The sequence below is a fragment of the Pseudomonas sp. AU12215 genome, assembly GCF_001675465.2.
Lineage (GTDB): Bacteria > Pseudomonadota > Gammaproteobacteria > Pseudomonadales > Pseudomonadaceae > Pseudomonas > Pseudomonas nitroreducens.
On the sequence record NZ_MACM02000029.1, the window covers coordinates 62,123 to 84,696 of the forward strand.

Consider the following 22,574-nt stretch of genomic DNA (forward strand, 5'->3'; position numbering starts at 1 on the left):
GGCAACACGCCGCTTCATCCCCACAGGTTCATTCCATGCGTAATGACACGTTCGACGAATTCGATGATGTGCCCCACCTTTCCACCGACGCCGCCGACCGCGACGAATTCGGCCATCACCCGCGCCGTGTGGTCGAGCCCAGCGGACGTCCGCTGCCCTCGCCGGTGAAACGTGGCGGCGGGACCGGTGCGCTGTGGGCGCTGGTCGCAGCCATGGCCATCGCCCTGGCCGGTGTGGGCTGGTGGAGCCACCAGCAACTGCTGCTCATGGAGCAGCAACTGATCGCCACCCAGGAAAGCTTCGCCAAGATCAGCGAGGAGGCCGCCGGTCGCCTGGACGACATCCGCGGCAAGTTCGTCGCCAACGAATCCAATGGCATGAGCGACCGCGAGGCGCTGAAGCTGCAGGTCAAGCAACTGCAGGGCCGCCTGGCCGAGCAGGCCAAGGCGCAGCAGATTTCCCTGTCGGAATTCGACGGCGCCCAGGGCAAGCGCCTGGCGCAGATCAGCGACGACCTCAAGGCGCAACAGGAAAGTGCCGCGCAACTGGTGGCCCAGCTGGATGCCAAGCTCAAGACCATTTCCGACGAGCAGGCCAAGTTCAAGAACGTGCAGGCCGACCTTGCCGCCGCCAACCAGCAGATCCAGGCGCTCAACACGGAAATCGCCAACCTGAAGAAGGACGGCAGCCAGTCCAAGGCGATCAAGAGCCTGCAGGACGACCTTTTCGTGCTGCGCTCCGAAGTCGATGGCCGCCAGGGCCAGGCCAACAGCGATACCAAGGAGTTCGATGTATTCCGCATCCAGGTGATGCGCAACATCAACACCCTGCAGCAGCAGATGCAGAACCTCCAGCAGCAGATCAGCACGCGCTGAACCGCGGTCTGAAAAAGGCCCCCGCACCGAACGGTCCGGGGGCTTTTCATTGGCCATCCCTCTTTGGGAGTAGTCACGGCAATTCTTGTCTTGAATCAGTTTCAGGGCGGGCTTCGAAGCGAATAATCGCTAACAAATGAGAGTTATTCTGATTCTCCCCTTGTTCGATCATTCGCCCGGAGGCTTTCCATGCACGATCTTCAAGCGCAACGCCGGTACCGCATCGCGGGGTACCGGCCCGGGATCGGCGCCGCCTTCCGCCAGCGACTGTTCTCCATGGGGCTGCTGCCAGGTGCCGAGCTGAAGGTTCGCCGCGTGGCGCCGCTGGGCGATCCGGTGCAGGTGGATACCCGCCAGTGCAGCCTGGTCCTGCGCCGCCGCGATCTGGCCTTCCTCCAGCTCGAAGCGCAGGACTGATCGACCCATGGATGAACTGCGCATCGGTTTGATCGGCAACCCCAACGCGGGCAAGACCACCCTGTTCAACCAGCTCACCGGCTCGCGCCAGCGCGTGGGCAATTGGGCCGGCGTGACCGTCGAACGCAAGGAAGGCAGCTTTCGCACCGCCCGCCACCACGTACGCTTGGTGGATCTGCCCGGCACCTATTCGCTGACCACCTTGTCGACCCAGGCCTCGCTGGACGAGCAGATCGCCCGGCGCTGCATCGTCGATGGCGAGGTGGACGTGCTGGTCAACGTGGTGGACGCCACCAACCTGGAACGCAACCTCTACCTCACCGTGCAGCTGCGCGAGATGGGCCTGCCCTGCGTGGTGGCGCTGAACATGCTCGATATCGCCCGCACCCAGGGCCTGAACATCGACCGCGAGGCGCTGGCGCGGGAATTGGGTTGCCCGGTGGTGCCGCTGGTATCGACCCGCGGCGAAGGCATCGATGCACTGAAGGAGGCCATCGACAGCCTGGGTGTACAGCAACCGCTGCAGGTGCCGTATCCTGCCGCGCTGCGGGACGCCGTCACTCAACTGCTACCGGCCGACGCACCGCCGGCCCACACCTGGATGGCCCTGCTGGCGCTGGAAGGCGACTTGCACAGCGCCAGCCAGCTCAAGCTCGACCCGACGAGCCTGCTGGCCGCGCGTGACTCGATTCGTTGCGCCTGTGGAGAGGACCCGGAACTGCTGCTGGTGGACGCGCGCTACCGGCTGATCGGCAAACTCTGCGAGCGCGCCAGCAACCACCGTGAGGCCGCGCCGCATCGCTTGACCCAGATGCTGGACAGCATCGCGCTGAACCGCTGGCTGGGCATCCCGGTGTTCCTCTTGGTGATGTACCTGATGTTCTTTTTCGCCATCACTCTGGGCGGGGCGCTGCAGCCGATCTTCGACCAGGGCTCCTCGGCGCTGTTCATCGACGGCATCCAGTGGCTGGGCGCGCGCAGCGGCGCACCGGACTGGTTGACCGCGCTGCTGGCCCAGGGCCTGGGCGGTGGCATCAACGCGGTGCTGCCGCTGATCCCGCAGATCGGCCTGATGTACCTGTTCCTCGCCCTGCTGGAAGACTCCGGCTACATGGCTCGCGCGGCCTTCGTCATGGACCGCCTGATGCAGGCCCTCGGCCTGCCGGGCAAATCCTTCGTGCCACTGATCGTCGGTTTCGGCTGCAACGTGCCGTCGATCATGGGCACCCGCACCCTGGATAACCCGCGCGAACGCCTGATGACTTCGATGATGGCGCCGTTCATGTCCTGCGGCGCGCGGCTGGCGATCTTCGCGGTATTCGCCGCGGCCTTCTTCGGCCAGAACGGTGCGCTGGCGATCTTCTCGCTGTACCTGCTGGGAATCGTCGTGGCGGTTCTTACCGGGCTGCTGCTCAAGCACACGCTGATGCGCGGCGAGGCCTCGCCCTTCGTCATGGAACTACCGCTTTACCACGTGCCGCACCTGCGCAGCCTGCTGCTGCAGACCTGGACGCGCCTGCGTGCCTTCATCGTCCGCGCCGGCACCGTGATCATCCTGGTCAGCCTGGTGATCGGCGGGCTGAACAGCGTCACCCTCGATGGCCGCCCGGTGCAGGGCGACATCGCCGACTCGGCGCTATCGAGTCTCAGCCACAAGGTCACGCCGCTGCTGGCGCCCATGGGCGTGCACCCGGACAACTGGCAGGCCACCGTTGGCCTGGTCACCGGCGCGCTGGCCAAGGAAGTGGTGGTCGGAACACTCAACACGCTCTACACCGCCGAGCACATCCAGGGCGAAGCGTTCGACGCCGACGGCTACGACCTCTGGGCCCAGTTGAAGCAGGCCGGGGCGGATACGCTGGACGGCCTGCGCGACTCGTTCAGCCTCAGCGTGTTGGCCAACCCGGTCGCCGCGAGCATGGCAGATGGCGAGATGGAAGAGGGCTCCATGGGCACCTTCGCTGCCAAGTTCGGCAGTCCGTTGGCCGCCTACAGCTACCTGGTCTTCGTGCTGCTCTACGTGCCCTGCGTGGCGACCCTTGGAGCGCTGACACGCGAAAGCGGCCGGGGCTGGATGACCTTCTCGGTGCTCTGGGGCCTGAACGTCGCCTACTCGCTGGCGACCCTCTGCTACCAGGTGTTCAGCTTTGCCGAACATCCGCCATACAGCGCGGTGGCCATCGGCCTGGTGCTGGTGTTCAACCTGGTGCTGTTCCTCATCCTGCGCTGGGTCGGCCGGCGCGGCCTGGAACTGAATGGCGAGCGAGAACTGCGCGCCACTCCGGCCGGGAGCTGCCACTGATGACCTCGGCAATCGCCGTGCGTAACCTGCTGGGTGAGATGGGCGAGGCGGATGTGCCGACTCTGGCTCAACGCCTCGGCGCTTCGAAGGCTCTGCTCGAAGCCCTGCTGGAGCGCTTGCTGGTGATGGGCGTGGTGGAAAAGGTCGCGTCCGAGCCGGCGGCCTGCGGGAGCTGCAAGGGATGCGCGGAGACGACGCCGTGCTCGACGACAGGGTATCGGTTGTCGTCGAGAAACACTGTTGCGCCACTGCGCTGGAGCTCTGTGTAGGGCGTATAACCCGGAACGGGTTATACGCCGCAATGGCGGATAACGCCTGAGGCCTTATCCGCCCTACGAATTGGCACCGGCATGGAAAAAGGGCGCCTTCGCAAGAAGGCGCCCTTTTCGTTGGCGCTGGTACCGGCGCTTACAGGCGCGGGTAGTCCAGGTAGCCGACCGGGCCTTTGCCGTAGAAGGTTTCCGGGTGCGGCTCGTTCCAGGCGGCGCCTTTCTGCAGGCGGGTTACCAGGTCCGGGTTGGCGATGAACGGGATGCCGAAGGCGACCGCGTCGGCCTTGCCGCTTTCCAGCCACTCGGTGGCGGTTTCCTGGGTGAAGCGCTCGTTGGCGATGTACACGCCGCCGAAGATTTCCTTCAGTTTCGGGCCGATGCTGTCGTCAGCGGCCTTCTCGCGGGTGCAGATGAACGCCACGCCGCGCTTGCCCAGCTCGCGGGCCACGTAGCCGAAGGTGGCCAGCGGGTCGGAGTCGCCCATGTCGTGGGAGTCCATGCGCGGCGCCAGGTGCACGCCGACACGGCCGGCGCCCCACACGCCGATCACGGCGTCGGTGACTTCCAGCAGCAGGCGCGCGCGGTTCTCCACGGAGCCGCCGTACTGGTCGGTGCGCTGGTTGGTGCTGCTCTGCAGGAACTGGTCGAGCAGGTAGCCGTTGGCGCCGTGCACTTCCACGCCGTCGAAACCGGCGGCCTTGGCGTTTTCCGCGCCGATGCGGTAGGCCTCGACGATGTCGGCGATCTCTTCGGTTTCCAGGGCGCGCGGGGTGACGAACTCCTTGATCGGACGCACCAGGCTGACATGGCCGGCCGGCTTGATCGCACTCGGCGCCACCGGGGTTTCACCGTTCAGGTACAGCGGGTCGGAGATGCGGCCGACGTGCCACAGTTGCAGGAAGATGCGGCCGCCATTGGCGTGCACGGCCTTGGTGACGTTGGTCCAGCCGCGCACCTGGTCGTCGGACCAGATGCCGGGAGTGTCGGGGTAGCCGACGCCCATCGGGGTCACCGAGGTGGCCTCGCTGAGGATCAGGCCGGCGTCGGCGCGTTGGGTGTAGTACTCGGCCATCAGCGCGTTGGGCACGCGGCCTTCGTCGGCGCGGCAGCGGGTCAGCGGGGCCATGATGATGCGGTTGGGCAGTTCCAGGTCACCGATGACGATGGGATCGAAAAGCGTAGTCATTGCATTACTCCGGGGCGTGAGGGTGGAGGTTCAATCGAGGACGGTTTGTGTCTGGTTGGGCTTGCCGCCGAACGCGATCATCACCGCGATCAGCGCGAGTACGGAGAGCACGGCGCCGGCCAGGGGCACGCGGGTCAGGCCCAGGCCGTGGTCGATGACGCTGCCGCCGACCCAGGCGCCGATGGCGTTGCCGACGTTGAAGGCGCCGATGTTCAGGGTGGCGACGAGGTTGGGCGCGGCGCCGCCGACGCGGACCACGTTGACCTGCAGGGCGGGCACCGCGGCGAAGGCGGCAGCGGCCCAGATGAACAGGGTGATTTCGGCCGGGATCAGCGCGGCGCTGGTCCAGCTCAGCACAGTGGAAACCACCGCCATGGTGGCGAACACGCCGGCCAGGGTGGTGCCCAGGCGCCAGTCGGCGAGGCGGCCGCCGATGATGTTGCCCAGGGTCAGGCCGAGGCCGATCAGTACCAGGCTCCAGGTGATGCCGCGCGGCGAGACCTCGGTGACTTCGCCGAGCAACGGCGCGACGTAGGTGAACAGCGCGAACACCGCGGCGGAGAACAGTACGGTGGTGCCCAGCGCCAGCCACAGCGGGCCGTTGCGCAGCGCGGAGACTTCCTTGCGCATGTCCACCGCTTCTTCATCGTGTTGCTTGGGCAGCACGCGCCACAGGCTGATCAATGCGATGACGCCGATCAGCGTGACTGCCCAGAACGGCGAGCGCCAGCCGGCGACCTGGCCCAGCGCAGTGCCGGCCGGAACGCCGAGCACGTTGGCCAGGGTCAGCCCGGTGAACATCAGCGCCACGGCGGAAGCCTTGCGGTTGGCCGGTACCAGGCTGGCGGCGACCACCGAGCCGATGCCGAAGAAGGCGCCGTGGCACAGCGCAGTAATGATCCGCGCCAGCATCAGCAGGCCGTAGTTGGCGGCCACGGCGCAGAGCAGGTTGCCCAGGATGAAGATGCCCATGAGCATCAGCAGCGCGGTCTTGCGCGGCAGGCGGGCCGTGAGCAGCGCCATGATCGGCGCGCCGATGGCGACACTGAAGGCATAGGCGCTGACCAGCCAGCCGGCGGCCGGAATAGAGACGGACAGGTCGCCCGCGACCTCGGGCAACAGGCCCATGATCACGAATTCCGTGGTGCCGATGGCAAACGCGGACAAAGCGAGGACGAGAAGCGAAGTGGGCATGCGCCTGCTCCTGGAGAGTTGAAATTGTCTTGGCTGGCAGTAGCCGGTCAAACCCGCCCTGAATCTGCTGCGCGTCGGCATAGCTGCGTTGAAAACAGACTCGGAATGCTCATTTACCGCTTGTAAACTGCGCTTCCTTGTCTGTTTTCGCCTTGCTCTGCTCTAGCTCGCAAGATTCTGAACGGGTTTGTTACAGCGCTTCGCTCAGGTGGCGAACAAAGGCCTGGATGGTTTCTTCGTTGCGTTTGAAGAAGTTCCACTGGCCGACTTTTCGACTGGTCACCAGGCCCGCGCGCTGGAGGGTGGCCAGATGCGCGGAAACGGTGGATTGCGACAGACCGGTACGCTGGTCGAACTTGCCGGCGCAGACGCCGATCTCGAAGGATTGGTGTTCCTGCTCGACGAAGAATTTCTCCGGGTCCTTGAGCCAGTGCAGCATGTCGCGTCGCACCGGGTGGGCCAGGGCCTTGAAGATTTCGTCGAGGTCGAGAGTGTGTTGTTCAGTCATGGGCGTATCGGTCTATCGCGTTGGGACGAACTATATATCGGTCAAAAACGATATGAATTCGTTTGGCGCGATAGTAATGATCACCTCCCGTGATAATAGGGGCGGGCTACCGTGGGAGCGTGCTCCGTCCGCGATGGTTCCGCCTCTGCTCCGTGCCGCTTTTAGTCGGTGCGAGGGGAGCCCAGTCCTTGCTCGCGAACCGAGACTGCTCGGTGCCAAGAGGTTCGCGAGCAAGCTCGCTCCTACAGCAGAGCATCGGTACGCGCTAAGCTCATCTCATGAACTACCTCGCGCATCTCCACCTGGGCGGTGACCGGCCCGCCCAACTGCTCGGCAGCCTCTACGGCGATTTCGTCAAAGGCCCGCTGGCCGGGCAGTGGCCCGCTGAAATCGAGGCGGCTATCCGCCTGCACCGGCGCATCGACGCCTTCACCGACAGTCATCCCTTGATACACAGTGCCAAGTCGCGTTTCCCCAGTGAGCGCCGACGCATGGCCGGCGTGCTGCTGGACGTGTTCTACGACCACTGCCTGGCCCGCGACTGGGAGCGTTTCTCCGGCGAGCCGCTGGAGCAGTTCACCCAACGGGTCTACGGTGTACTGGGCCGCACGCCCGGCCTGCCGGAGCGTCTGGCGCGCATTGCACCGCGCATGGCCGCGCAGGACTGGCTCGGCAGCTATCGGCAGTTCGAGGTGTTGCAGGACGTTGTCTCCGGCATGTCCCGGCGCCTGTCGCGGCCGTCCCTGCTGGATGGCGCCTGGGAGGAGCTGGATCGTCTTTACGAGCCATTGAGCAGCGACTTCCGTGAGTTCTATCCCGAACTTCAGGAGTTCGTCAGAAATCCGCCGAAAGCGATGGACGGTCCGGCCTGACTTGATATGCGTCAACCGGCCGGCGGCCCATAGCGTGTGCAATAGACACATCTGAAGGACGACGAGAGGAGCAGCATGATGAAGTCGTTAATGGTCGCAACGGATCTGTCTGGCCGTTCCGAAAAGGCTTTGCACCGTGCGGCGGCGCTCGCCAAGCGCTACGCCTGTCCCTGGACCGTGCTCTACGTGGTCGATGAAGACCAGCCATCGGCGCTGGTCGAGCAGGAAGTCACCCAGGTGCGCCTGATGCTCGAAGCGCGGCTTGTGGAACTCACCGAACTGGGCGGCACCTGCCCGAAACTGCTGGTGGAGCGCGGCGATCCGAATCAGCAGATCCTCGCTGCGGCGAAGAAGCAGAACTGCGAGATGCTGGTGATGGGAGCCCACCGCAAGAGCGTGCTGCGCGACATCTTCGTCGGCACCACGGTGGAGCGAGTACTTCGCGCCGGGCAACTGCCGGTGCTGGTGGTCAACCAGCCCGCCGGCGGCCAATACCGCGACCTGCTGGTCGCCCTCGATACCTCGCCGGCTTCGGCCCATGCGGTGGAAGTGGCCGATGAACTGGGCCTGCTCGAAGGTGCCGTGCGCCGGGGTGTCTACGCCTTCAGCCCGTTGGCCAAGGGCATGATGCAGTACTCCGGAGTGAGCGAGGAGCGCATCGACGAATTTGTCGGCAGCGAGTCGCGCCAGGCGGTGGACGAGTTGAAGAAGTTCCTCCATGACCAGCACCTGGAGGAGCACATCGATGAACAACTGGTGGCCGTCGGGTTGCCGGGCAACGTGTTACAGCGGATGGTCGACAAGCATCGGCCGGATCTGCTGGTCATGGGTACTCGGGGTATGGGCGGAATCAAGCGTGCCCTGATCGGCAGTGTTGCCGACTACGCTCTGCGCGAACTGGATTGTGACATCCTGGTCGTGCCGCCGGAGGCTTGAGCCTGCGGCGTCTGGAGACTGTTTTCAGGCTGCGTCGGGCGACTCGAGGGTGCCGCCCGGCGCAGTTTGAAAGCCGTTTCGTCAGAGTGGGAACCCGCCGGCCGTAGGTTACGGCGGGCTCCAATCCCTTCCCTTGTCAGCGAACGTCAGGCCGCAATGGCCGCCTCTTCCTGCGCTTCACACACCACTGCACGGATTGCCGCGTGCGCTTGTCTGGCCAGCAGGTTGCGGTCCTGGTGGGCGCTGGACAGCGCCGGCAAGAAGTGGATTTCCGCGACTCCCCGATCATTGTCGAACAGCCGCTTCAAGTGGCTGACCAGATCATCGTCACCGATGAAGGGCGCCAGCTCGCACGCCTGCCCGTTGCGCCGGTAGCGTAGCGCCACCGGCTGCACCGGCACGCCGGCCTCGATGGCGCTGGCCATCAGCCGGCCGTGGAAGGTACGCAGGCCCTGGCCGTCGGTGGTGGTGCCTTCGGGGAAGACCAGCAGGGAACGGCCGCGCGCCAGGTGCGTGGCCAATTGCGCGTTGATCATTCGGGCATCGCCAGAACCCCGGCGGATGAACAGCGTGCCGGCCTTTTCCGCCAGCCATCCGGCGACCGGCCATTGGCGCACCTCGGCCTTGGACAGGAAGGTCAGCGGCAGCAGCGCACCGAGCAGCGGGATATCGACCCAGGACACATGGTTGGACACCCACAGCATCGGCTGGCCGGGTAGCTCGCCGTGCACCTTCACCTTGAAGGGCAGGGCAGCCGTCAGGCGCGCCAGGTACCAGCAGGTCAGGCGCTGGCGCAGGGGCATCCAGTCGCGGCCGGGCAGGCGCTCCAGCAGGCTGACGAAGGCAGCCAGCACCAGGCCCACCGTCAACACCAGCAGCAGGCGGGCAACGCGCAGCCAGGCGCGCAGGCTGCGCATCAGACCGCAGCCTTGAAGTGGCGGGCGTAGCGCGGGCAGAGTTCGTCGCGCTTGAGCAGGATGAACACGTCGGCGACGCCGAAGTCCGGGTCCCAGCAGGGCTCGCCGCAGATCTTCGCGCCCAGGCGCATGTAGGCCTTGAGCAGCGGCGGCAGCTCAGCGGTGAGGTTGTCCGGCACGTCCAACTGCGGCAGCGGAGTTTTCGGCTCGGCGCGCAGGTTCTGCTGGCACAGGTAGCGGTCACGCAGGCGCTGCATCACCGCGCGGGCCTGAATGCCGCCGTCGCGCATGGGGATGCTGGCGCAGCCCATCAGGTAACGGTAGCCGCCTTCATTCAGCACTTCGGCCAGCTCGCTCCAGAGCACGGCGATGGTGCCGCCATTGCGGTAGTCCGGGTCGACGCAGGTACGGCCGATTTCCAGCACCGGGCCCTGCAGGTTGTCCAGGCCGTCGAGGGCGAATTCCTCTTCGCTGTAGAAGCGGCCCAGGCGCTGTGCGGCACGGTGGTCGAGCAGGCGGGTGGTGGCCACCAGCGCGCCGGTGTTGAGGTCGCGCACGCCGATGTGGGCGCAGTGGCGGTCGTAGTCGTCCATGTCCAGCCCCTGGTCCGCGCCCTTGAGTTGGGCGTCGAATTCGCTGCTGAACACGCGGTAACGCAGGGCCTGGGCTTCGCGCAGGGCGCGGGCGCCGCGCAGACGCACGGCCTTGAGACGGCGCTGCGCCGGGGTGTCACAGGAGAGGGCGATCTGACTCATGCGAGTGCCTCCGTGAACCGGCCATGCGGGTTGCGGCCGGTCGGCTTTGTTGTGCAAGCTCAGGCTAGGAATGACCGGTGTCACGCCCATGACGGTGCGGTGATGCTTGTATGACAAGAACAACGACCTCGAAGGAAGGAGCGCCGCGATGCCCTGGAAATGCCTGTTCGGCCCGCAGAACCGATTGCCGCCCGGCCTGGCCCTGGACGACTGGTACGCCGAACTGCTGGGGCGCGCCGGCCATAGCGGCAGCTTCGAGCTGGCAGTGCTCGGCGGGCGCCTGGCGACCTCACCGGGGCTGGCTTTCCTCGCCGGTTACCAGGCGGCCCTGCGCGCGCTCTGGCCGGCGGCCCCGCTCAGCCTCGGCGCGCTCTGCGTGACCGAGAAGAAGAGCGTGCGCCCCGCCGACCTGCAGACCCGCCTCGACGGTCTGGTGCTGCACGGTCGCAAGGACTTCGCCACCGCCGCCGACAGCGCCGCGTGGTGGCTGGTCGCCGCGCGTGACGAGGACGAGGGACAGCCTCCGCGCATCGCCATGACCGTGGTGCAGGCCGGCGCCCCCGGCGCGAAGCTGGAGGCGCTGCCGGCCCTGCCGCTGCTGCCTGACATCCCCCACGCCCGCCTGCTGCTCGACGGCGCCCATTGCGAACGCCTGCCCGGCGATGGCTGGGAGGCCTACAGCAAACCTTTCCGCACCCTGGAAGATACCCATGTGCTGGCGGCGATCTGCGCCTGGCTCTACGGCCTGGCGCTGGATAAACAGTGGCCGGCGGAGCTGGGCCAGCGCCTGACCGGTGTGCTGGCCGGCTGCGCGGAAGTCAGCCGGCAGCCGGCTTCGCAACCGGAAACCCACCTGCTGCTGGCCGGCGTGTTCAGCCAGTTCGAAAGCCTCGCTGCGACGCTGGATGCCGCCTTCGCCTCGGGCGACCCGGAACTGGCGGCGGTCTGGAGACGCGACAAGAGTGTGCTCGCCATCGCCGGCGCCGCCCGGGCCAAGCGCCTGGAGAAAGCGAGGGTGGCAATAGGCCTTGACCCACGTCAGTGAGGGCCTGGGGAGGGGACGTTAGCCTTACAGATGTTTCTGAGATACCAAGAAATTTCCGCAGGGCTACCCACTGTTTTCCCTCCCACTGCTTTAGGAAATCCCCTCATGCGACGCGAACCCATCGTGCTGTTCGACGACGGTAAACACCAATGCCTGTGTTTCGACGATCTGGTCAGCGGCGACGGTGTGCAATCCAACCAGTTCCTCATCGTCGACCACGACAAGCGCCTGCTGCTCGATCCGGGCGGCGACCTGACCTATACGCCGTTGTCCCTGGAACTCTCGAAACTGTTCTCGCTGCAGGACCTGGACTACATCTTCGCCTCGCACCAGGACCCGGACATCATCGCCGCGCTGGATAAGTGGCTGCTGCACACCCGCGCCAAGGTCATCTGCTCGAAGCTCTGGGCGCGCTTCCTGCCGCACCTGACGGCCAACTACCTGGCGGTCAGCCATGGCATCTCCACCTATGACCGGGTGATTCCGCTGCCGGACCGCGGCGAGTCGGTGCAGCTGGGCCGCTGCCAACTGAAGATGATCCCTGCGCACTTCCTCCACTCGGTGGGCAACTTCCAGATCTACGATCCGGTCAGCAAGATCCTCTTCTCCGGCGACATGGGCGCCTCCCTGGTGGACGACGCCAGCCCGGTGCAGGATTTCGCTGCGCACGTACCGCACATGGAAGGCTTCCACCGTCGCTACATGGCGTCGAACAAGGTCGCGCGGCTCTGGGCATCGATGGTGCGCGGCATGGACATCGAGATGATCGTTCCGCAGCACGGCCGGCCCTTCGTGGGCAAGGCCATGATCGGAGCCTTCCTCGACTGGATCAGTGACCTGCAATGCGGCATGGACCTGATGGGGCCGGAGGATTACCAGGTGCCACGCTGACAGGCCCCATGCTGACCGATTGCGCCAATCGTCCTTGATTACGGCACGATCGGCGCTTAATTCGTCATCTTCACCGTGCTAGGGTGCGGGCCGACCTGATAACAAGAGGCCCGCCGATGCCCTTCACTTCCTACAGGCCAGCGCTGCGCGCACTGGCCCTGGCCACCTGCCTGCTCAGCAGCCATGCCCACGGTGCCGACACCTGGCCCGAGGCCGACTGGCCCCACGGCGCCACGCCCAGTGGCGCTGCTGTCGAAGCCTTCGAAAGCTATGCCTTCCCCAACCGCGACGACGCGACCCGCAAGGGCGTGCGCACCGATGCGGTAGTGGTGATTCGCGACGGCCAACTGATCTACGAGCGCTACGCCGGCCCGACCAGCGCGCAGACGCCCCACCTGGCCTGGTCGATGAGCAAGAGTGTGATGGCCAGCGTCCTCGGCGTGGCCTTCGGCGAGGGCAAGTTCCAGCTCGACGACCCGGTCGCCCAGCATTACCCGGCCTTCGCCGACCATCCCGATATCAGGATGCGCGACCTGCTGCACTGGGCCTCCGGCCTGGCCTGGCAGGAAGAGTACGAATACGCGCCGGTGCGCTCCTCGGTGGTGGCGATGCTCTACACCCGTGGCCGCGACGACATGGCGAAGTTCACCGCCGGCTTCGCTGCCGATGCCGAGCCGGGCAAGCGCTTCCGCTACTCCAGCGGCGACAGCAACGTGCTTTCCGCCACGCTCAAGCAGATGGTCGGCAAGGACTACGCGAACTACCCCTGGACCGCGCTGTTCGAGCCGCTGGGCATCCAGTCGGCCGTCTGGGAGCGCGATGCCAGCGGTACCTTCGTCGGCTCGTCCTATGCCTACATGACTGCCCGCGACATGGCGCGCATCGGCCTGCTGATGGAGCGCGACGGGCGCTGGAAGGATCGCCAGTTGCTGCCGCAGGACTGGATGAAATTCGTTCTTGCGCCGTTCCCCGAGTACCAGCCTGATCCGAAGAAACCCAACGAAGCGGTGCCCGGTGGCCAGTGGTGGCTCAACCGCCCGGTGGCCGGCGCGCCGGTACCCTGGCCGGATGCGCCCGAAGACACCTTCGCCGCGCTCGGCCACTGGGGCCAGGCGCTCTACGTGATCCCCGAACAGAAGCTGGTGATCGTCCGCTACGCCGACGACCGCGACGGCAGCTACCAGCACGACGCCTTCCTCAAACTCGCCCAGGCGGCCTTCGCCCACGGGGAGGTGCAGCCATGATCCGCCGCCATCCGATCCTCAGCGTTCTCGTCCTTCTGATCGTCGCGCTGGCCGTGGTGATCTGGCAGAACCGCATCCATCTCGCGGCCTTCCCCGGCATCATCGGCGCCTACACCGCCAAGGAGTACTGCTCCTGTCGCTACGTTATGGGGAACTCGGCAGACTATTGCCAGGCCTATACCAAGCAGTACGTGCCGACCAGCGGCTTCCTCGACGACGAAGCGCGCAAGCGGGTGACCGCCCGCGGCCTCGGCAGTACACAGACAGCCGCCTGGCTCGGTGCGCGCGAGGGATGCCAACTGATGCCCCAGGCGGATGATTTGCCCGAATCGGGCAACCACTGAGAACGCGATTACGATCTGCTGCGCGTCGGCAGAACGGCGCTAAAAACAGGCTCGGACTGCTCATTTACCGCTTGTAAACTGCGCATCCTCGCCTGTTTTTGCCTTGTTCTGCTCTAGCTCGCGAGATCGTAATCACGTACTGACGGGCGCGTTCCACGGAGCGGGGCGACCCGCTTCGGAGGACGAATGCATTCTTTTGTAACAGGAGCCGTGTGCGCATTGCTGGTGCTGGCCAGCCCCCTGGCGCTGGCCGAATGGCAACTGGACGGCGACACCTCGCGGATCAGCTTCGTCTCGGTCAAGCGCGGCAAGATGGCAGAAGTGCAGCGCTTCGACCGCCTTTCCGGACAGATCGACGACCAGGGCGCGGTGCGCGTGGTGGTGCCGCTGGAGTCCATCGACAGCGGCCTGGCGCTGCGCGACGAGCGCATGCGCAACTCCTTCTTCGAGATCGAGCGCTTCCCCGAGGCGATCGTCAGCAGCCAGCTGGACCTGAGCCGTTACGACGACCTGCAGGTCGGCCAGTCGCGCCAGGAAACCGTGGACTTCAACCTCGACCTGCACGGCCAGCAGCGTCGGCTGAAGTCACAGGTGCTGGTCAGCCGCCCCAGCGAGAGCCGCATCGAGGTGACGACCCTGGAGCCGCTGGTGCTCAAGCTGATCGACTTCGACCTGGAAGAGAAACTCGAGCCGCTCAAGGAAGTCGCCAACGTGCATTCGATCACGCCCGAGGTGCCGGTGTTCGCGGTGCTGGGGTTCAGCCAGGTGATCAAGCAGGCGCCGTGATCGTTGTGGATCGGCATCTTCGTTCGTGCCGATCTTCTCTGCGATTCGCCGGCCAGGGCGGCGTTGCTCGCGAACCGCACGGCACAGCGTCAATCGAGAAAACAGCCAGCCTTAAGCCCGCGCCGCAATTGCCGGCAAGTCTGGCTGGAAGCGAAAGCCGGAGCCCACGCTGCAACTGGAAGCGCTGATGAACACGAAGGCGAGCAGCAGGATGGTTTTCATGGCGGTCTTCCTGTCAGTCAGGATCGGGCTACCTCCAGTGTAGGTCGTGCCGCCCGGCGCGCGCCGAAGGTCACGAAACTGCCCGCTGCGAACAGCCACGCGCTGACCCCACCGTAGCCCAGCACCCAGCCGAAGCCCTGCACCAGTGCCGCCCGCGCGCTGGCCGGGGCATCGGGGCCCAACTGGCCGGCGGCGATGCTGGCGGCCTGTTGCAGCTTCTCGCTGCCGTTCACGCCGTGCAGCCCGGCAGCGACGCCCCAGAGCAGGATCAACCCCATCACCGCGATATTGATCGCCAGGGAGATCATCCGCGCGCTCATGTCGATGCCCGAGGCCATCCCCGCGCGGGCAGCGGGCACGGCGGCGGTGGAGGTGTTGGTCACCGTGGTGTTGGTCATGCCCAGCCCGATGCCGGCCAGCACGCAGCCGGGCAGCAGGGTCAGCCAGCTGGCGTGATCCAGGGCGCTACCCCAGAGCATCAGGAAGAAGCCGGTGCCGATCACGAACATTCCGCCGGGTATCACCCAGCCGGGGTGGAAGCGGTGCGCCAGCCGCTCGGCGATGGGCGGCACCAGCAGCGTCGGCAGCGTGTACGCCAGCAACGACCAGCCGGCCTTCACGTCGCCGTAACCGAGTACGCCGTGGTAGTAGACCGGCAGGTAGATCATCAGCGGCCAGAAGCTTGCGTTCATCCCCGCCGAGCCGAACATCGCGCCGGAAAACGCGCGGATGCGCAGCACGGAGAAGTCGAACATCGGGTGGGCGACGCGGCGCTCGATCAGGACAAAGGCGGCGAGGCTGGCCAGGCTGAGCAGCAGGATCGCCAGCGCGGCCGGGCTGGTGAAACCCATGCCGGCGCCCTGGGTGATGTAGAACACGATGCCGAGCACGGCCAGTGACAGCGTGAGCATGCCGCCGATATCCAGCCGCTCGGCTTGCGGATCGCGCGACTCCACCGCGCCGTACTGCGCCAGCGCGAGGGTCAGCAGGGCGAGCGGCCCGTGTACCAGGAACACCCACTGCCAGCTGGCCAGGGCGACGATGGCGCTGCCGATGATCGGCCCGAAGCCCAGGCCGATGCCGAACACCACGCCCCAGGCGGCGAAGGCGCGCACGCGTTCGGCCGGGTCGCTGAACTGGCTGGTCAGCACCGCCACCTGGCAGATCAGCATGACGCCGCCGGCGGCGCCTTGCAGGAAGCGCCCGGCGATCATGCTCGGCATGTCGCCCGCCAGCCCGCAGAGCAACGAGGTCAGGCCGAACAGCGCCAGGCTGATGACGAACAGGCGCTTGCGGCCGAAGCGGTCGGCCAGGGTACCGGCGGCCATCAGTACGCTGGTGACGGCGATGGTGTAGGCGTTCATCACCCATTGCAGTTCCTGGAAGTCGCCGTGCAGTACCCGCTCAAGGGCTGGCAGGCTCGCCGGTACGCTGGAGATTTCCAGGCCGAACATCATCGAGGACAGGCATACCGCGGCCAGGGCGATGAGGTTTCTGGGGTTATGGAGGGCAGTCATGAGGATGGCTCCGTGGGACGAGCCACTATTCTGAAAAAGAACAGGGTTCCCCATTGGCGCCATTTGGTCCCATCATTGGGGCTCTTGAGGACTCAAAAGGGGCTGCCTGATGGATGACCGACTCGATGGCATTGCCACCTTCGTCCAGGTGGTGGATGCCGGCAGCTTCGCGCTTGCAGCGGAGCGTTTGAACCTCACGCGCTCGGCGGTCGGCAAGGCCATTGCCCGGCTGGAGGCGCGCTTGGGGGTGCGCCTGCTGCAACGCACCACCCGCAGCCAGAACCTCACCGACGACGGCCAGGTGTTCTACGACAGCTGCGTGCGTGCGCTGGCCGAGCTGGAGGCCGCGCACACTGCGCTGGAGGGCGGTCGGATGGAGCCGCGCGGGCGCCTGCGGGTCAGCGTGCCGATCTCCTTCGGCCACCTCTGCGTGGTGCCGCTGATGCTGGAGTTGGCGCGGAAATACCCTTCGCTGAAGATCGACATGTCCTTCACCGACCGTCGCGTCGATTTGGTGGAGGAGGGTTTCGACCTTGCAGTGCGCATTGGTCCGCTGGGCGATAGTGCAACGCTCGCCGCGCGCAGACTGGGTGCGCAATACACCAGCATCGGTGCGGCGCCGTCCTACATTGCCCAGTGTGGGATGCCCGTGGGCCTGGACGATCTTGTCGGCCACGCCGCCATCAGCTATTCGGTCGCCGGTGTCACCTCGCCCTGGAGTCTGCGTGACGATGACGGCCATCGGCGTCGTATCGACATTGATCCGCAACTGAGCATGGACGACCTGCAGGCGATCGCCGCAGCCGCCGTGGCCGGATTTGGTCTGGCTCGTCTGCCTTCCTGGCTACTGTCTCGGCATGTGAGGAGCGGCGAGCTGGTAGTCGTCAAGGGGCGTTGTAATCAGCCGCCGCAGGATATCCATGCGGTGTGGCAGAAGACCCGCTACATGCCGTCGAAGATCCGTTGCGCCATCGATGCGCTGGTGGCCGGGATTCCGGCGCTGCTGGCCGACTGAACCATTGGCGCCGGCGCCTGCCCAAAGGGCTCGCCGGTTGGCTGGTTTGCAAGCCGACGGCGGGCCGCTATCGTTGGCCGTTGGTCCATCCGTTTCCATGTAAGGGATTTCATGCGCTCGCTGTTCGCCTTCCTCTTCGCGGCCTGCTTCGCCGCGTCCGCCCAGGCTGCCTGGTACCTCGACTACGAGTCCTCGCGGCTGACCTTCGTCACCACCAAGAACGCCGATATCGCCGAGGTAAACCGCTTCCTGGTGATGCATGGCAAGGTGGAGCAGCAGGGGCAGGTGGAGCTGCGCATCGAGATGGATTCGGTGAGCAGCGGCATTCCGCTGCGCGATGAGCGCCTGCGCGACAAGCTGTTCGATACCGAGAAGTTTCCCGAGGCGCGCATCACCTCGCGCATCGACCTGCGCCCGATCACCGAACTGGCCAGCGGCGTGCAACTGGAGATGCGCCTGCCACTGCGCCTGGAGCTCAATGGCCAGGCGAAGAACTACCGCACCGACGTGCTGATCACCCGCTTGGACGAGCACCGCTTCCAGGTGGTGACCCTGCAGCCGCTGGTGATCAATGCCGCTGACTTCGGCCTCGCGCCGGGCGTGGCGCAGCTGCGCAAACTGGCCGGGCTGAAGAGTATCGGCCTGTCGGTGCCGGTGGGCGCCGTGCTGATCTTCGCCTCGCGGTGAGCGGCCCGATCTTCCCCTGGCGGACGGGCAACCGTTTCGCCCTGCTCTGCGATGGCGAGCGCTTCTTCCCGCGCATGTTCCAGGCCATCGACAGCGCCGAGCGGCAGATCGAGCTGGAACTCTATCTGGTGGAAAGCGGCAGTTGCGCCGAGGCGTTGCTCGACCGGCTGCTGGCTGCCCTGGGGCGCGGCGTGAAGGTGCGTTGCCTGTTCGACGCCTTTGGCAGCCTGAAGCTTTCCAGCGCCTGGACGCGCCAGTTGCTGGAGGCCGGCGGCGAGCTGCGCCACTACAACCCGCTGAACTGGAAAGCCGGCCTGCGCAACCTGTACCGCGACCACCGCAAGCTGTTGCTGGTAGATGAGCGCATCGCCTATGTCGGTGGCACCGGCGCCACCGACGAGTTCTGGTCCGCGCGGGAGAACCGCAGCGACTGGCACGAAGTGATGGTGGAAATGACCGGGAACATCGTCGCCGACTGGCAACGTCTGTTCGAGCGGCAGTGGAATGCCTGCCTCGGCGTACGGGCCTGGAAGCCGCGCGAGGAAGTGCTGCTGACCCGCCTGCCGCCGATTCCCAGCTACGGCGAAGGTTTGGCGCGCGTTGCCTATGCGGATGCCGGCCAGCATCGTGACATCCTCCAGGCGCTGGTTCGTTCGCTGCGTGGTGCGCACCAGCGCGTCTGGTTGGCGACACCGTATTTTCTGCCGACCTGGAAGGTCCGTCGCGCACTGCGCAAGGCTGCACAGCGCGGTGTCGACGTGCGCCTGCTGCTCACCGGCCGGCTCACCGACCATGCGCCCGTGCGTTACGCCGGTCAGCGCTATTACCCTGGACTGTTGCGCGCCGGGGTGAAGATCTTCGAATACCAGCCGCGCTTCCTTCATCTGAAGATGGTACTGGTCGATGACTGGGTCAGCGTCGGCTCGTGCAACTTCGATCATTGGAACCTTCGGTTCAATCTGGAGGCCAATGTAGAAGCGTTCGATCCGCCATTCACCGCGGCGGTGGCCGATTGTCTGGCTGCCGACTTCGCGCAGAGCCGCGAGATCGACCTGGGTTTCTGGCGCGCGCGCCCCTGGTGGAAACGCCTTCGCGAGCGACTGTGGGGCTCGCTGGACCGACTGGTGGTGAACTTCCTCGACCGCCGCCGATGACGTCGCAGGGTTGTCTGTCGAGTAGGAGGCCGGTGTGGAAAAGATTCAAAAGGAGCGTTTCATCGGGCTGGAGTGGCTGCGCTTCCTGATGGGCCTGTACGTGGTGATCTACCACACGCTGCACAGTTACCCGGCGGAGCAGAAATTCGCCGGCCTCGATGACCTGACTGCCCTGGGCTTTTTCGCCACCAGCACCTTCTTCGTGCTCTCCGGCTTCCTGCTCTGCCACGTCTACGTCACCGACGGGCACCTGCGCGAGAGCCCGCGCAGCTTCTTCACCAAGCGCCTGTCCAACCTCTACCCGCTGCACATCTTCTCGATCCTGCTGACCATCGCCGTGCTGCTGGTGGTGAGCGGGCTGGGCATCGGCCCGGACCTGGACCAGGCGACGCCGCGCTTCGTCATCTACGACACCAACGAAGCCATCGGCCGGCTGCAGCCGGAGCTGTTCCACCACTGGATGAGCGACCGCGAACTGCTGTTCAACAGCATCCTGCAACTGACCATGCTGCAGGCGTGGAACCCGTATTACCTGACCTTCAACGCGCCGCTCTGGTCGCTGTCGACGCTGTTCTTCTTCTACCTCTGCTTCCCCTTCGTCGCCCCGCGCCTGGCGCGGCTGCAGCACAAATGGCGCTGGCTGCTGGCGCTGTGGATGCTCTACCTGATCCCGCCGATCCTGGTGGTTGCCAGCGAGCAGTACGGCATGCCCTGGACCGGCCTGCTGCACCGCAACCCGCTGCTGCGATTGCCGGAGTTCCTCAGCGGCATCCTCGCCTACGGGCTGTTCCGCGAGTACAAGGACGCCGGCCATCTGCCTGGCCGCGGATTGCTGGTGGCGATGGGCGCGTTCGTGCTGGCCAATTTCCTGGTTGCCGATTACCTCTACACCCACGGCGCGAAGTTCTGGTACTTCCTGCTACACAACGGCCTGTTGCTGCCGGCCCAGCTGATGCTGGTGTACATGAGCGCTTTGCCGCGCGATCCGAAGAGCAGCGTGATCCGTCATTGGTCGCCGCGATTGGGCGCTGCATCGTTGTCACTGTTCGCCTTGCACGTGCCGCTGTTCACGCTGTTCTCGCGGACGGAAAAACTGATTCGTGCACCGGGGGATTGCCTCGCGGACTGGGCTTTCTGTGTCGAGTCCGCGACCCATCAGCAGTTGTCGATCTGGCTGTATCCGTTGTTCCTGCTGTTCATGGTCGCCAGTTGCGTGCTGGTGCAGGAGCGCTGCGTGGTGCCGGTGCGCAAATGGCTGGTGCGCCACCTGTTGCCGGTGCCGCCCACACCGCCAGCCCCGCGGCGACGGGTGGTTACCGAGTCGTAATCCATCGTTGGGCCGTTCGCGAGCAAGCTCGCTCCGACAGGTTGCGCTCTTCGTAGGAGCGAGCTTGCTCGCGAAGCAGAAACAGCGCCGCCCTTCACCGGCTTCTGCCGACCTGCGCTGCCGGTGCTAGGTTTTCTGCAGTGCCGCCGCTGCGGCCCCTTGCGGAAGAAAGCCACCATGCCCATCGAGTTCCGTCTACTCAGCGGCGGCGCCCTTCGCCCGTTCATCGATGATCTGGCGCGACTGCGCATCACCGTGTTCCGTGATTATCCGTACCTCTACGACGGCGGCCCGGAATATGAAGCCGGATACCTCGACAGCCATGTGCGCTCGGCCTGGAGTCTGTGCGTACTGGTGATCGATGAGGGCCGGGTAGTAGGGGCTTCGACCGGGCTGCCGCTGGTGGACGAGGCCGAGGCTCTCCAGCAACCGCTCCTCGCGCAGGGCTGGAACCCGGAACGAATCTTCTATTTCGGCGAGTCGGTGGTTCTGCCGGAGTACCGCAGCACCGCTTTCGACCTGCGTTTCTTCGAGGAGCGCGAGCGCTTTGCGCGTGGCCTGGGACGCTTCGATTGGGCGGCCTTCTGCGCTCTTCGGCGACCACCGGAGCATGCCGCGCGACCTGCCGGTTATCGCTCACCGGACGCCTTCTGGCTGCAGCGCGGCTTCACTCCGCAGCCCTCCCTGCGGATCGAATACCACTGGCGCGATATCGGAGGGCAGCGAGAGACTGCGAAATCGATGATGTTCTGGCTAAAGGAACTGAGCTGACTCGGGTTCAGTAACCGGCTTCGCGCTGGTGGCGGATCGCGAGGATGACCCGTGTTTCTCCATCGATGTGGTAGCGAGCTATGTAGCCGCTGTCACCGAAGTCGATGGGCCATTCGCGGAATTCGATCGGCAGGTCATCGATCAGTCGCCCCATCTGCGGATAGGCCCCCAGCGCCTGGGTGGCCTGGAGAATGATCTGGCCGGCACGGCGGGCGGCGGTGGGATTGGTTTCCCGGAGGAATCGGCGCAGGCGGTCGAGGTCGCGAAGCGCCGCGGGCGCGTAGATCACTCGCATTTTGGTGCGGCTTGCTCGTCCTCATCGCCCCAGCTGTTCAGCCAGCTCTCCACCGCTTCGGCAGTGACGTGCTGGCCGGTCGCCTGGAATTCTTCCCAGGCCTGCTCGGTATCGCGCTTGAGCTTCTCGCGCTGCTCTTCACGCACGACGTATTGGCCGATGGCTTCACGCATGATCCAGTGCGGCGAGCGCTGGCGCAGTTCGGCCAGCTCGCGGACGCGGGCGAGCATTTCCTCGTCGAGTTTGACTGAAGTGGCCATGGCGGCACCTGTGTAGTTAAAGGTAATACCGGGTAATACTTCGCTCTGGGTGCAGCAGTGTCAAACAGGTTGGGATGAGCGAGGCTCGCCCTGGCGTTTGTGTGAGCTCTTCGACCCGGACTTTCGACGGGTGGCAAGCTCACGCGCCGTGGTTATGCTCCGGGCATAACCATAAGAGGGACTTTCCATGCTCCGACTGGCCCTGTGCGCCTTTCTCCTGATGCTGGCCGGCTGCAGTTCGCCCGGCGCCTTCTTCGGCGCGGTGGATGGGCCGCCGTACAGTGCGCAGCCCGCGGATTCGCAGCAGGCCACGGTGTACCTCTACCGGCCGCAGAACCAGTGGTCCGATGAAGAACTGGAAGCGCCGGGGCTGTTCCTCAACAACGAGCTGATCGGCAGCCTGCCGAGCAACAGCTACTTCACACTGCACTTCGCTCCCGGCAGTTATCCACTACAGATGCGCCGCCCGCTGCTGGGCAGCTTCTGGACCTTCTTCGCCGGTGGCAGTCTGGACTTCACCCTGATCGCCGGCTTCACCCTGGAGGCCCGCGCCGGCGAGGTTTATTACCTGCGCTACGACGAAACCCACACGCCACCCAAATACGAGCACACCGCCGGCCAGGGCGCTGGCCCCTTGCAACTGGTGGGCAAGGAACTGGGCTCGCGGGAAATCCCCGCCACGCGCCAGGTGCAGGAGCCGGTGAGCATCGCCGCCAGTGGCAAGGAAGTCGAAGGGCCGGGCTTCTTCGAGCGCATCGGCCTCTGACCGTGCTGTAGTAGCG

Annotated in this window: 25 protein-coding genes; 17 read left to right on the forward strand and 8 right to left on the reverse strand. The window is 65.6% G+C overall.

Features of this window, described 5'->3' with window-relative positions:
- The first annotated feature begins 35 nt into the window (after nt 1-35).
- The 4 genes from A9513_RS08105 (at nt 36) to A9513_RS08120 (ending at nt 3,863) form a co-directional block, all read left to right on the forward strand.
- Entirely contained in the window at nt 36-875 is an 840-nt protein-coding gene (locus tag A9513_RS08105) for an ATPase (protein WP_024762598.1), read from the forward strand.
- Between the two features lie 189 nt (nt 876-1,064).
- Entirely contained in the window at nt 1,065-1,292 is a 228-nt protein-coding gene (gene feoA / locus A9513_RS08110; RefSeq protein ID WP_024762599.1) for a ferrous iron transporter A, read from the forward strand.
- Between the two features lie 7 nt (nt 1,293-1,299).
- Nucleotides 1,300-3,594, forward strand: a complete 2,295-nt coding sequence (gene feoB / locus A9513_RS08115; protein WP_065084430.1) for a Fe(2+) transporter permease subunit FeoB — start codon at nt 1,300-1,302, stop codon at nt 3,592-3,594.
- Nucleotides 3,594-3,863, forward strand: a complete 270-nt coding sequence (locus tag A9513_RS08120) for a FeoC-like transcriptional regulator (protein ID WP_065084431.1) — start codon at nt 3,594-3,596, stop codon at nt 3,861-3,863. The genes feoB and A9513_RS08120 overlap by 1 nt, the downstream gene beginning before the upstream one ends.
- Before the next feature lie 139 nt (nt 3,864-4,002).
- Here the strand turns inward: A9513_RS08120 and A9513_RS08125 are convergent, their stop codons facing one another.
- The 3 genes from A9513_RS08125 to A9513_RS08135 all read right to left on the reverse strand — a co-directional run bounded on the left by A9513_RS08125 (nt 4,003) and on the right by A9513_RS08135 (nt 6,754).
- Entirely contained in the window at nt 4,003-5,052 is a 1,050-nt protein-coding gene (locus A9513_RS08125) for an alkene reductase (protein ID WP_024762602.1), read from the reverse strand.
- Between the two features lie 30 nt (nt 5,053-5,082).
- Nucleotides 5,083-6,246 (reverse strand): MFS transporter, encoded by a 1,164-nt coding sequence (locus A9513_RS08130; RefSeq protein ID WP_065084432.1) that lies wholly within the window; start codon nt 6,244-6,246, stop codon nt 5,083-5,085.
- A gap of 190 nt (nt 6,247-6,436) precedes the next feature.
- Nucleotides 6,437-6,754, reverse strand: coding sequence for a helix-turn-helix transcriptional regulator (locus A9513_RS08135; RefSeq protein WP_024762604.1), 318 nt, complete (start codon nt 6,752-6,754; stop codon nt 6,437-6,439).
- Between the two features lie 278 nt (nt 6,755-7,032).
- Here A9513_RS08135 and A9513_RS08140 point away from each other — a divergent pair, with 278 nt between their 5' ends.
- Both A9513_RS08140 and A9513_RS08145 read left to right on the forward strand, forming a co-directional pair.
- Nucleotides 7,033-7,626 (forward strand): ACP phosphodiesterase, encoded by a 594-nt coding sequence (locus A9513_RS08140; RefSeq protein WP_065084433.1) that lies wholly within the window; start codon nt 7,033-7,035, stop codon nt 7,624-7,626.
- A gap of 75 nt (nt 7,627-7,701) precedes the next feature.
- Entirely contained in the window at nt 7,702-8,562 is an 861-nt protein-coding gene (locus tag A9513_RS08145) for a universal stress protein (protein WP_226045570.1), read from the forward strand.
- A gap of 146 nt (nt 8,563-8,708) precedes the next feature.
- Here the strand turns inward: A9513_RS08145 and A9513_RS08150 are convergent, their stop codons facing one another.
- Together A9513_RS08150 and olsB are read right to left on the reverse strand one after the other, a co-directional pair.
- Entirely contained in the window at nt 8,709-9,479 is a 771-nt protein-coding gene (locus A9513_RS08150; RefSeq protein WP_037009445.1) for a 1-acyl-sn-glycerol-3-phosphate acyltransferase, read from the reverse strand.
- Nucleotides 9,479-10,234: an L-ornithine N(alpha)-acyltransferase gene (olsB, locus tag A9513_RS08155; protein WP_038803564.1), complete on the reverse strand. Its 756-nt coding sequence runs from the start codon at nt 10,232-10,234 to the stop codon at nt 9,479-9,481. Before olsB ends, A9513_RS08150 begins: the two co-directional genes overlap by 1 nt.
- A gap of 148 nt (nt 10,235-10,382) precedes the next feature.
- Here olsB and A9513_RS08160 point away from each other — a divergent pair, with 148 nt between their 5' ends.
- From A9513_RS08160 to A9513_RS08180, 5 genes are all read left to right on the forward strand, one after another.
- Nucleotides 10,383-11,279: an acyl-CoA/acyl-ACP dehydrogenase gene (locus A9513_RS08160; protein ID WP_065084434.1), complete on the forward strand. Its 897-nt coding sequence runs from the start codon at nt 10,383-10,385 to the stop codon at nt 11,277-11,279.
- A gap of 105 nt (nt 11,280-11,384) precedes the next feature.
- Nucleotides 11,385-12,170: an MBL fold metallo-hydrolase gene (locus A9513_RS08165; protein ID WP_024762609.1), complete on the forward strand. Its 786-nt coding sequence runs from the start codon at nt 11,385-11,387 to the stop codon at nt 12,168-12,170.
- 116 nt (nt 12,171-12,286) lie between these two features.
- The gene (locus tag A9513_RS08170; protein ID WP_065084435.1) at nt 12,287-13,414 is read left to right on the forward strand and encodes a serine hydrolase; all 1,128 of its coding nucleotides are present in this window, start codon (nt 12,287-12,289) and stop codon (nt 13,412-13,414) included.
- Nucleotides 13,411-13,758, forward strand: a complete 348-nt coding sequence (locus tag A9513_RS08175; RefSeq protein ID WP_024762611.1) for a hypothetical protein — start codon at nt 13,411-13,413, stop codon at nt 13,756-13,758. Before A9513_RS08170 ends, A9513_RS08175 begins: the two co-directional genes overlap by 4 nt.
- 186 nt (nt 13,759-13,944) lie before the next feature.
- Nucleotides 13,945-14,544 carry a YceI family protein gene (locus tag A9513_RS08180; protein ID WP_065084436.1) on the forward strand — a complete coding sequence of 200 codons (600 nt, stop codon included), beginning with the start codon at nt 13,945-13,947 and terminating at the stop codon, nt 14,542-14,544.
- A gap of 239 nt (nt 14,545-14,783) precedes the next feature.
- On the opposite strand, the gene A9513_RS08185 is transcribed toward A9513_RS08180, so the two are convergent.
- Nucleotides 14,784-16,283: an MFS transporter gene (locus A9513_RS08185; protein WP_065084437.1), complete on the reverse strand. Its 1,500-nt coding sequence runs from the start codon at nt 16,281-16,283 to the stop codon at nt 14,784-14,786.
- Between the two features lie 109 nt (nt 16,284-16,392).
- On the opposite strand from A9513_RS08185, the gene A9513_RS08190 reads away from it, so the two are divergent.
- The 5 genes from A9513_RS08190 to A9513_RS08210 all read left to right on the forward strand — a co-directional run bounded on the left by A9513_RS08190 (nt 16,393) and on the right by A9513_RS08210 (nt 21,237).
- Nucleotides 16,393-17,298, forward strand: coding sequence for a LysR family transcriptional regulator (locus A9513_RS08190; RefSeq protein ID WP_065084438.1), 906 nt, complete (start codon nt 16,393-16,395; stop codon nt 17,296-17,298).
- Between the two features lie 111 nt (nt 17,299-17,409).
- The gene (locus A9513_RS08195) at nt 17,410-17,985 is read left to right on the forward strand and encodes a YceI family protein (protein ID WP_065084439.1); all 576 of its coding nucleotides are present in this window, start codon (nt 17,410-17,412) and stop codon (nt 17,983-17,985) included.
- Nucleotides 17,982-19,139 carry a phosphatidylserine/phosphatidylglycerophosphate/cardiolipin synthase family protein gene (locus A9513_RS08200; RefSeq protein WP_024762616.1) on the forward strand — a complete coding sequence of 386 codons (1,158 nt, stop codon included), beginning with the start codon at nt 17,982-17,984 and terminating at the stop codon, nt 19,137-19,139. Before A9513_RS08195 ends, A9513_RS08200 begins: the two co-directional genes overlap by 4 nt.
- A gap of 34 nt (nt 19,140-19,173) precedes the next feature.
- On the forward strand, nt 19,174-20,466 hold the full coding sequence (locus tag A9513_RS08205; protein ID WP_083196048.1) for an acyltransferase: 1,293 nt from the start codon (nt 19,174-19,176) through the stop codon (nt 20,464-20,466).
- A gap of 183 nt (nt 20,467-20,649) precedes the next feature.
- A complete protein-coding gene (locus A9513_RS08210) occupies nt 20,650-21,237 on the forward strand; it encodes a GNAT family acetyltransferase (RefSeq protein WP_065084471.1) in 588 nt (195 codons plus the stop codon).
- 7 nt (nt 21,238-21,244) lie between these two features.
- On the opposite strand, the gene A9513_RS08215 is transcribed toward A9513_RS08210, so the two are convergent.
- Both A9513_RS08215 and A9513_RS08220 read right to left on the reverse strand, forming a co-directional pair.
- Nucleotides 21,245-21,532, reverse strand: a complete 288-nt coding sequence (locus A9513_RS08215) for a type II toxin-antitoxin system RelE/ParE family toxin (protein ID WP_065084440.1) — start codon at nt 21,530-21,532, stop codon at nt 21,245-21,247.
- Entirely contained in the window at nt 21,523-21,792 is a 270-nt protein-coding gene (locus A9513_RS08220; RefSeq protein WP_024762620.1) for a CopG family ribbon-helix-helix protein, read from the reverse strand. Before A9513_RS08220 ends, A9513_RS08215 begins: the two co-directional genes overlap by 10 nt.
- A 187-nt stretch (nt 21,793-21,979) precedes the next feature.
- Here A9513_RS08220 and A9513_RS08225 point away from each other — a divergent pair, with 187 nt between their 5' ends.
- Complete coding sequence (locus tag A9513_RS08225; protein ID WP_065084441.1) at nt 21,980-22,558, forward strand: DUF2846 domain-containing protein; 579 nt, start codon at nt 21,980-21,982, stop codon at nt 22,556-22,558.
- The last annotated feature ends 16 nt before the right edge of the window (nt 22,559-22,574 follow it).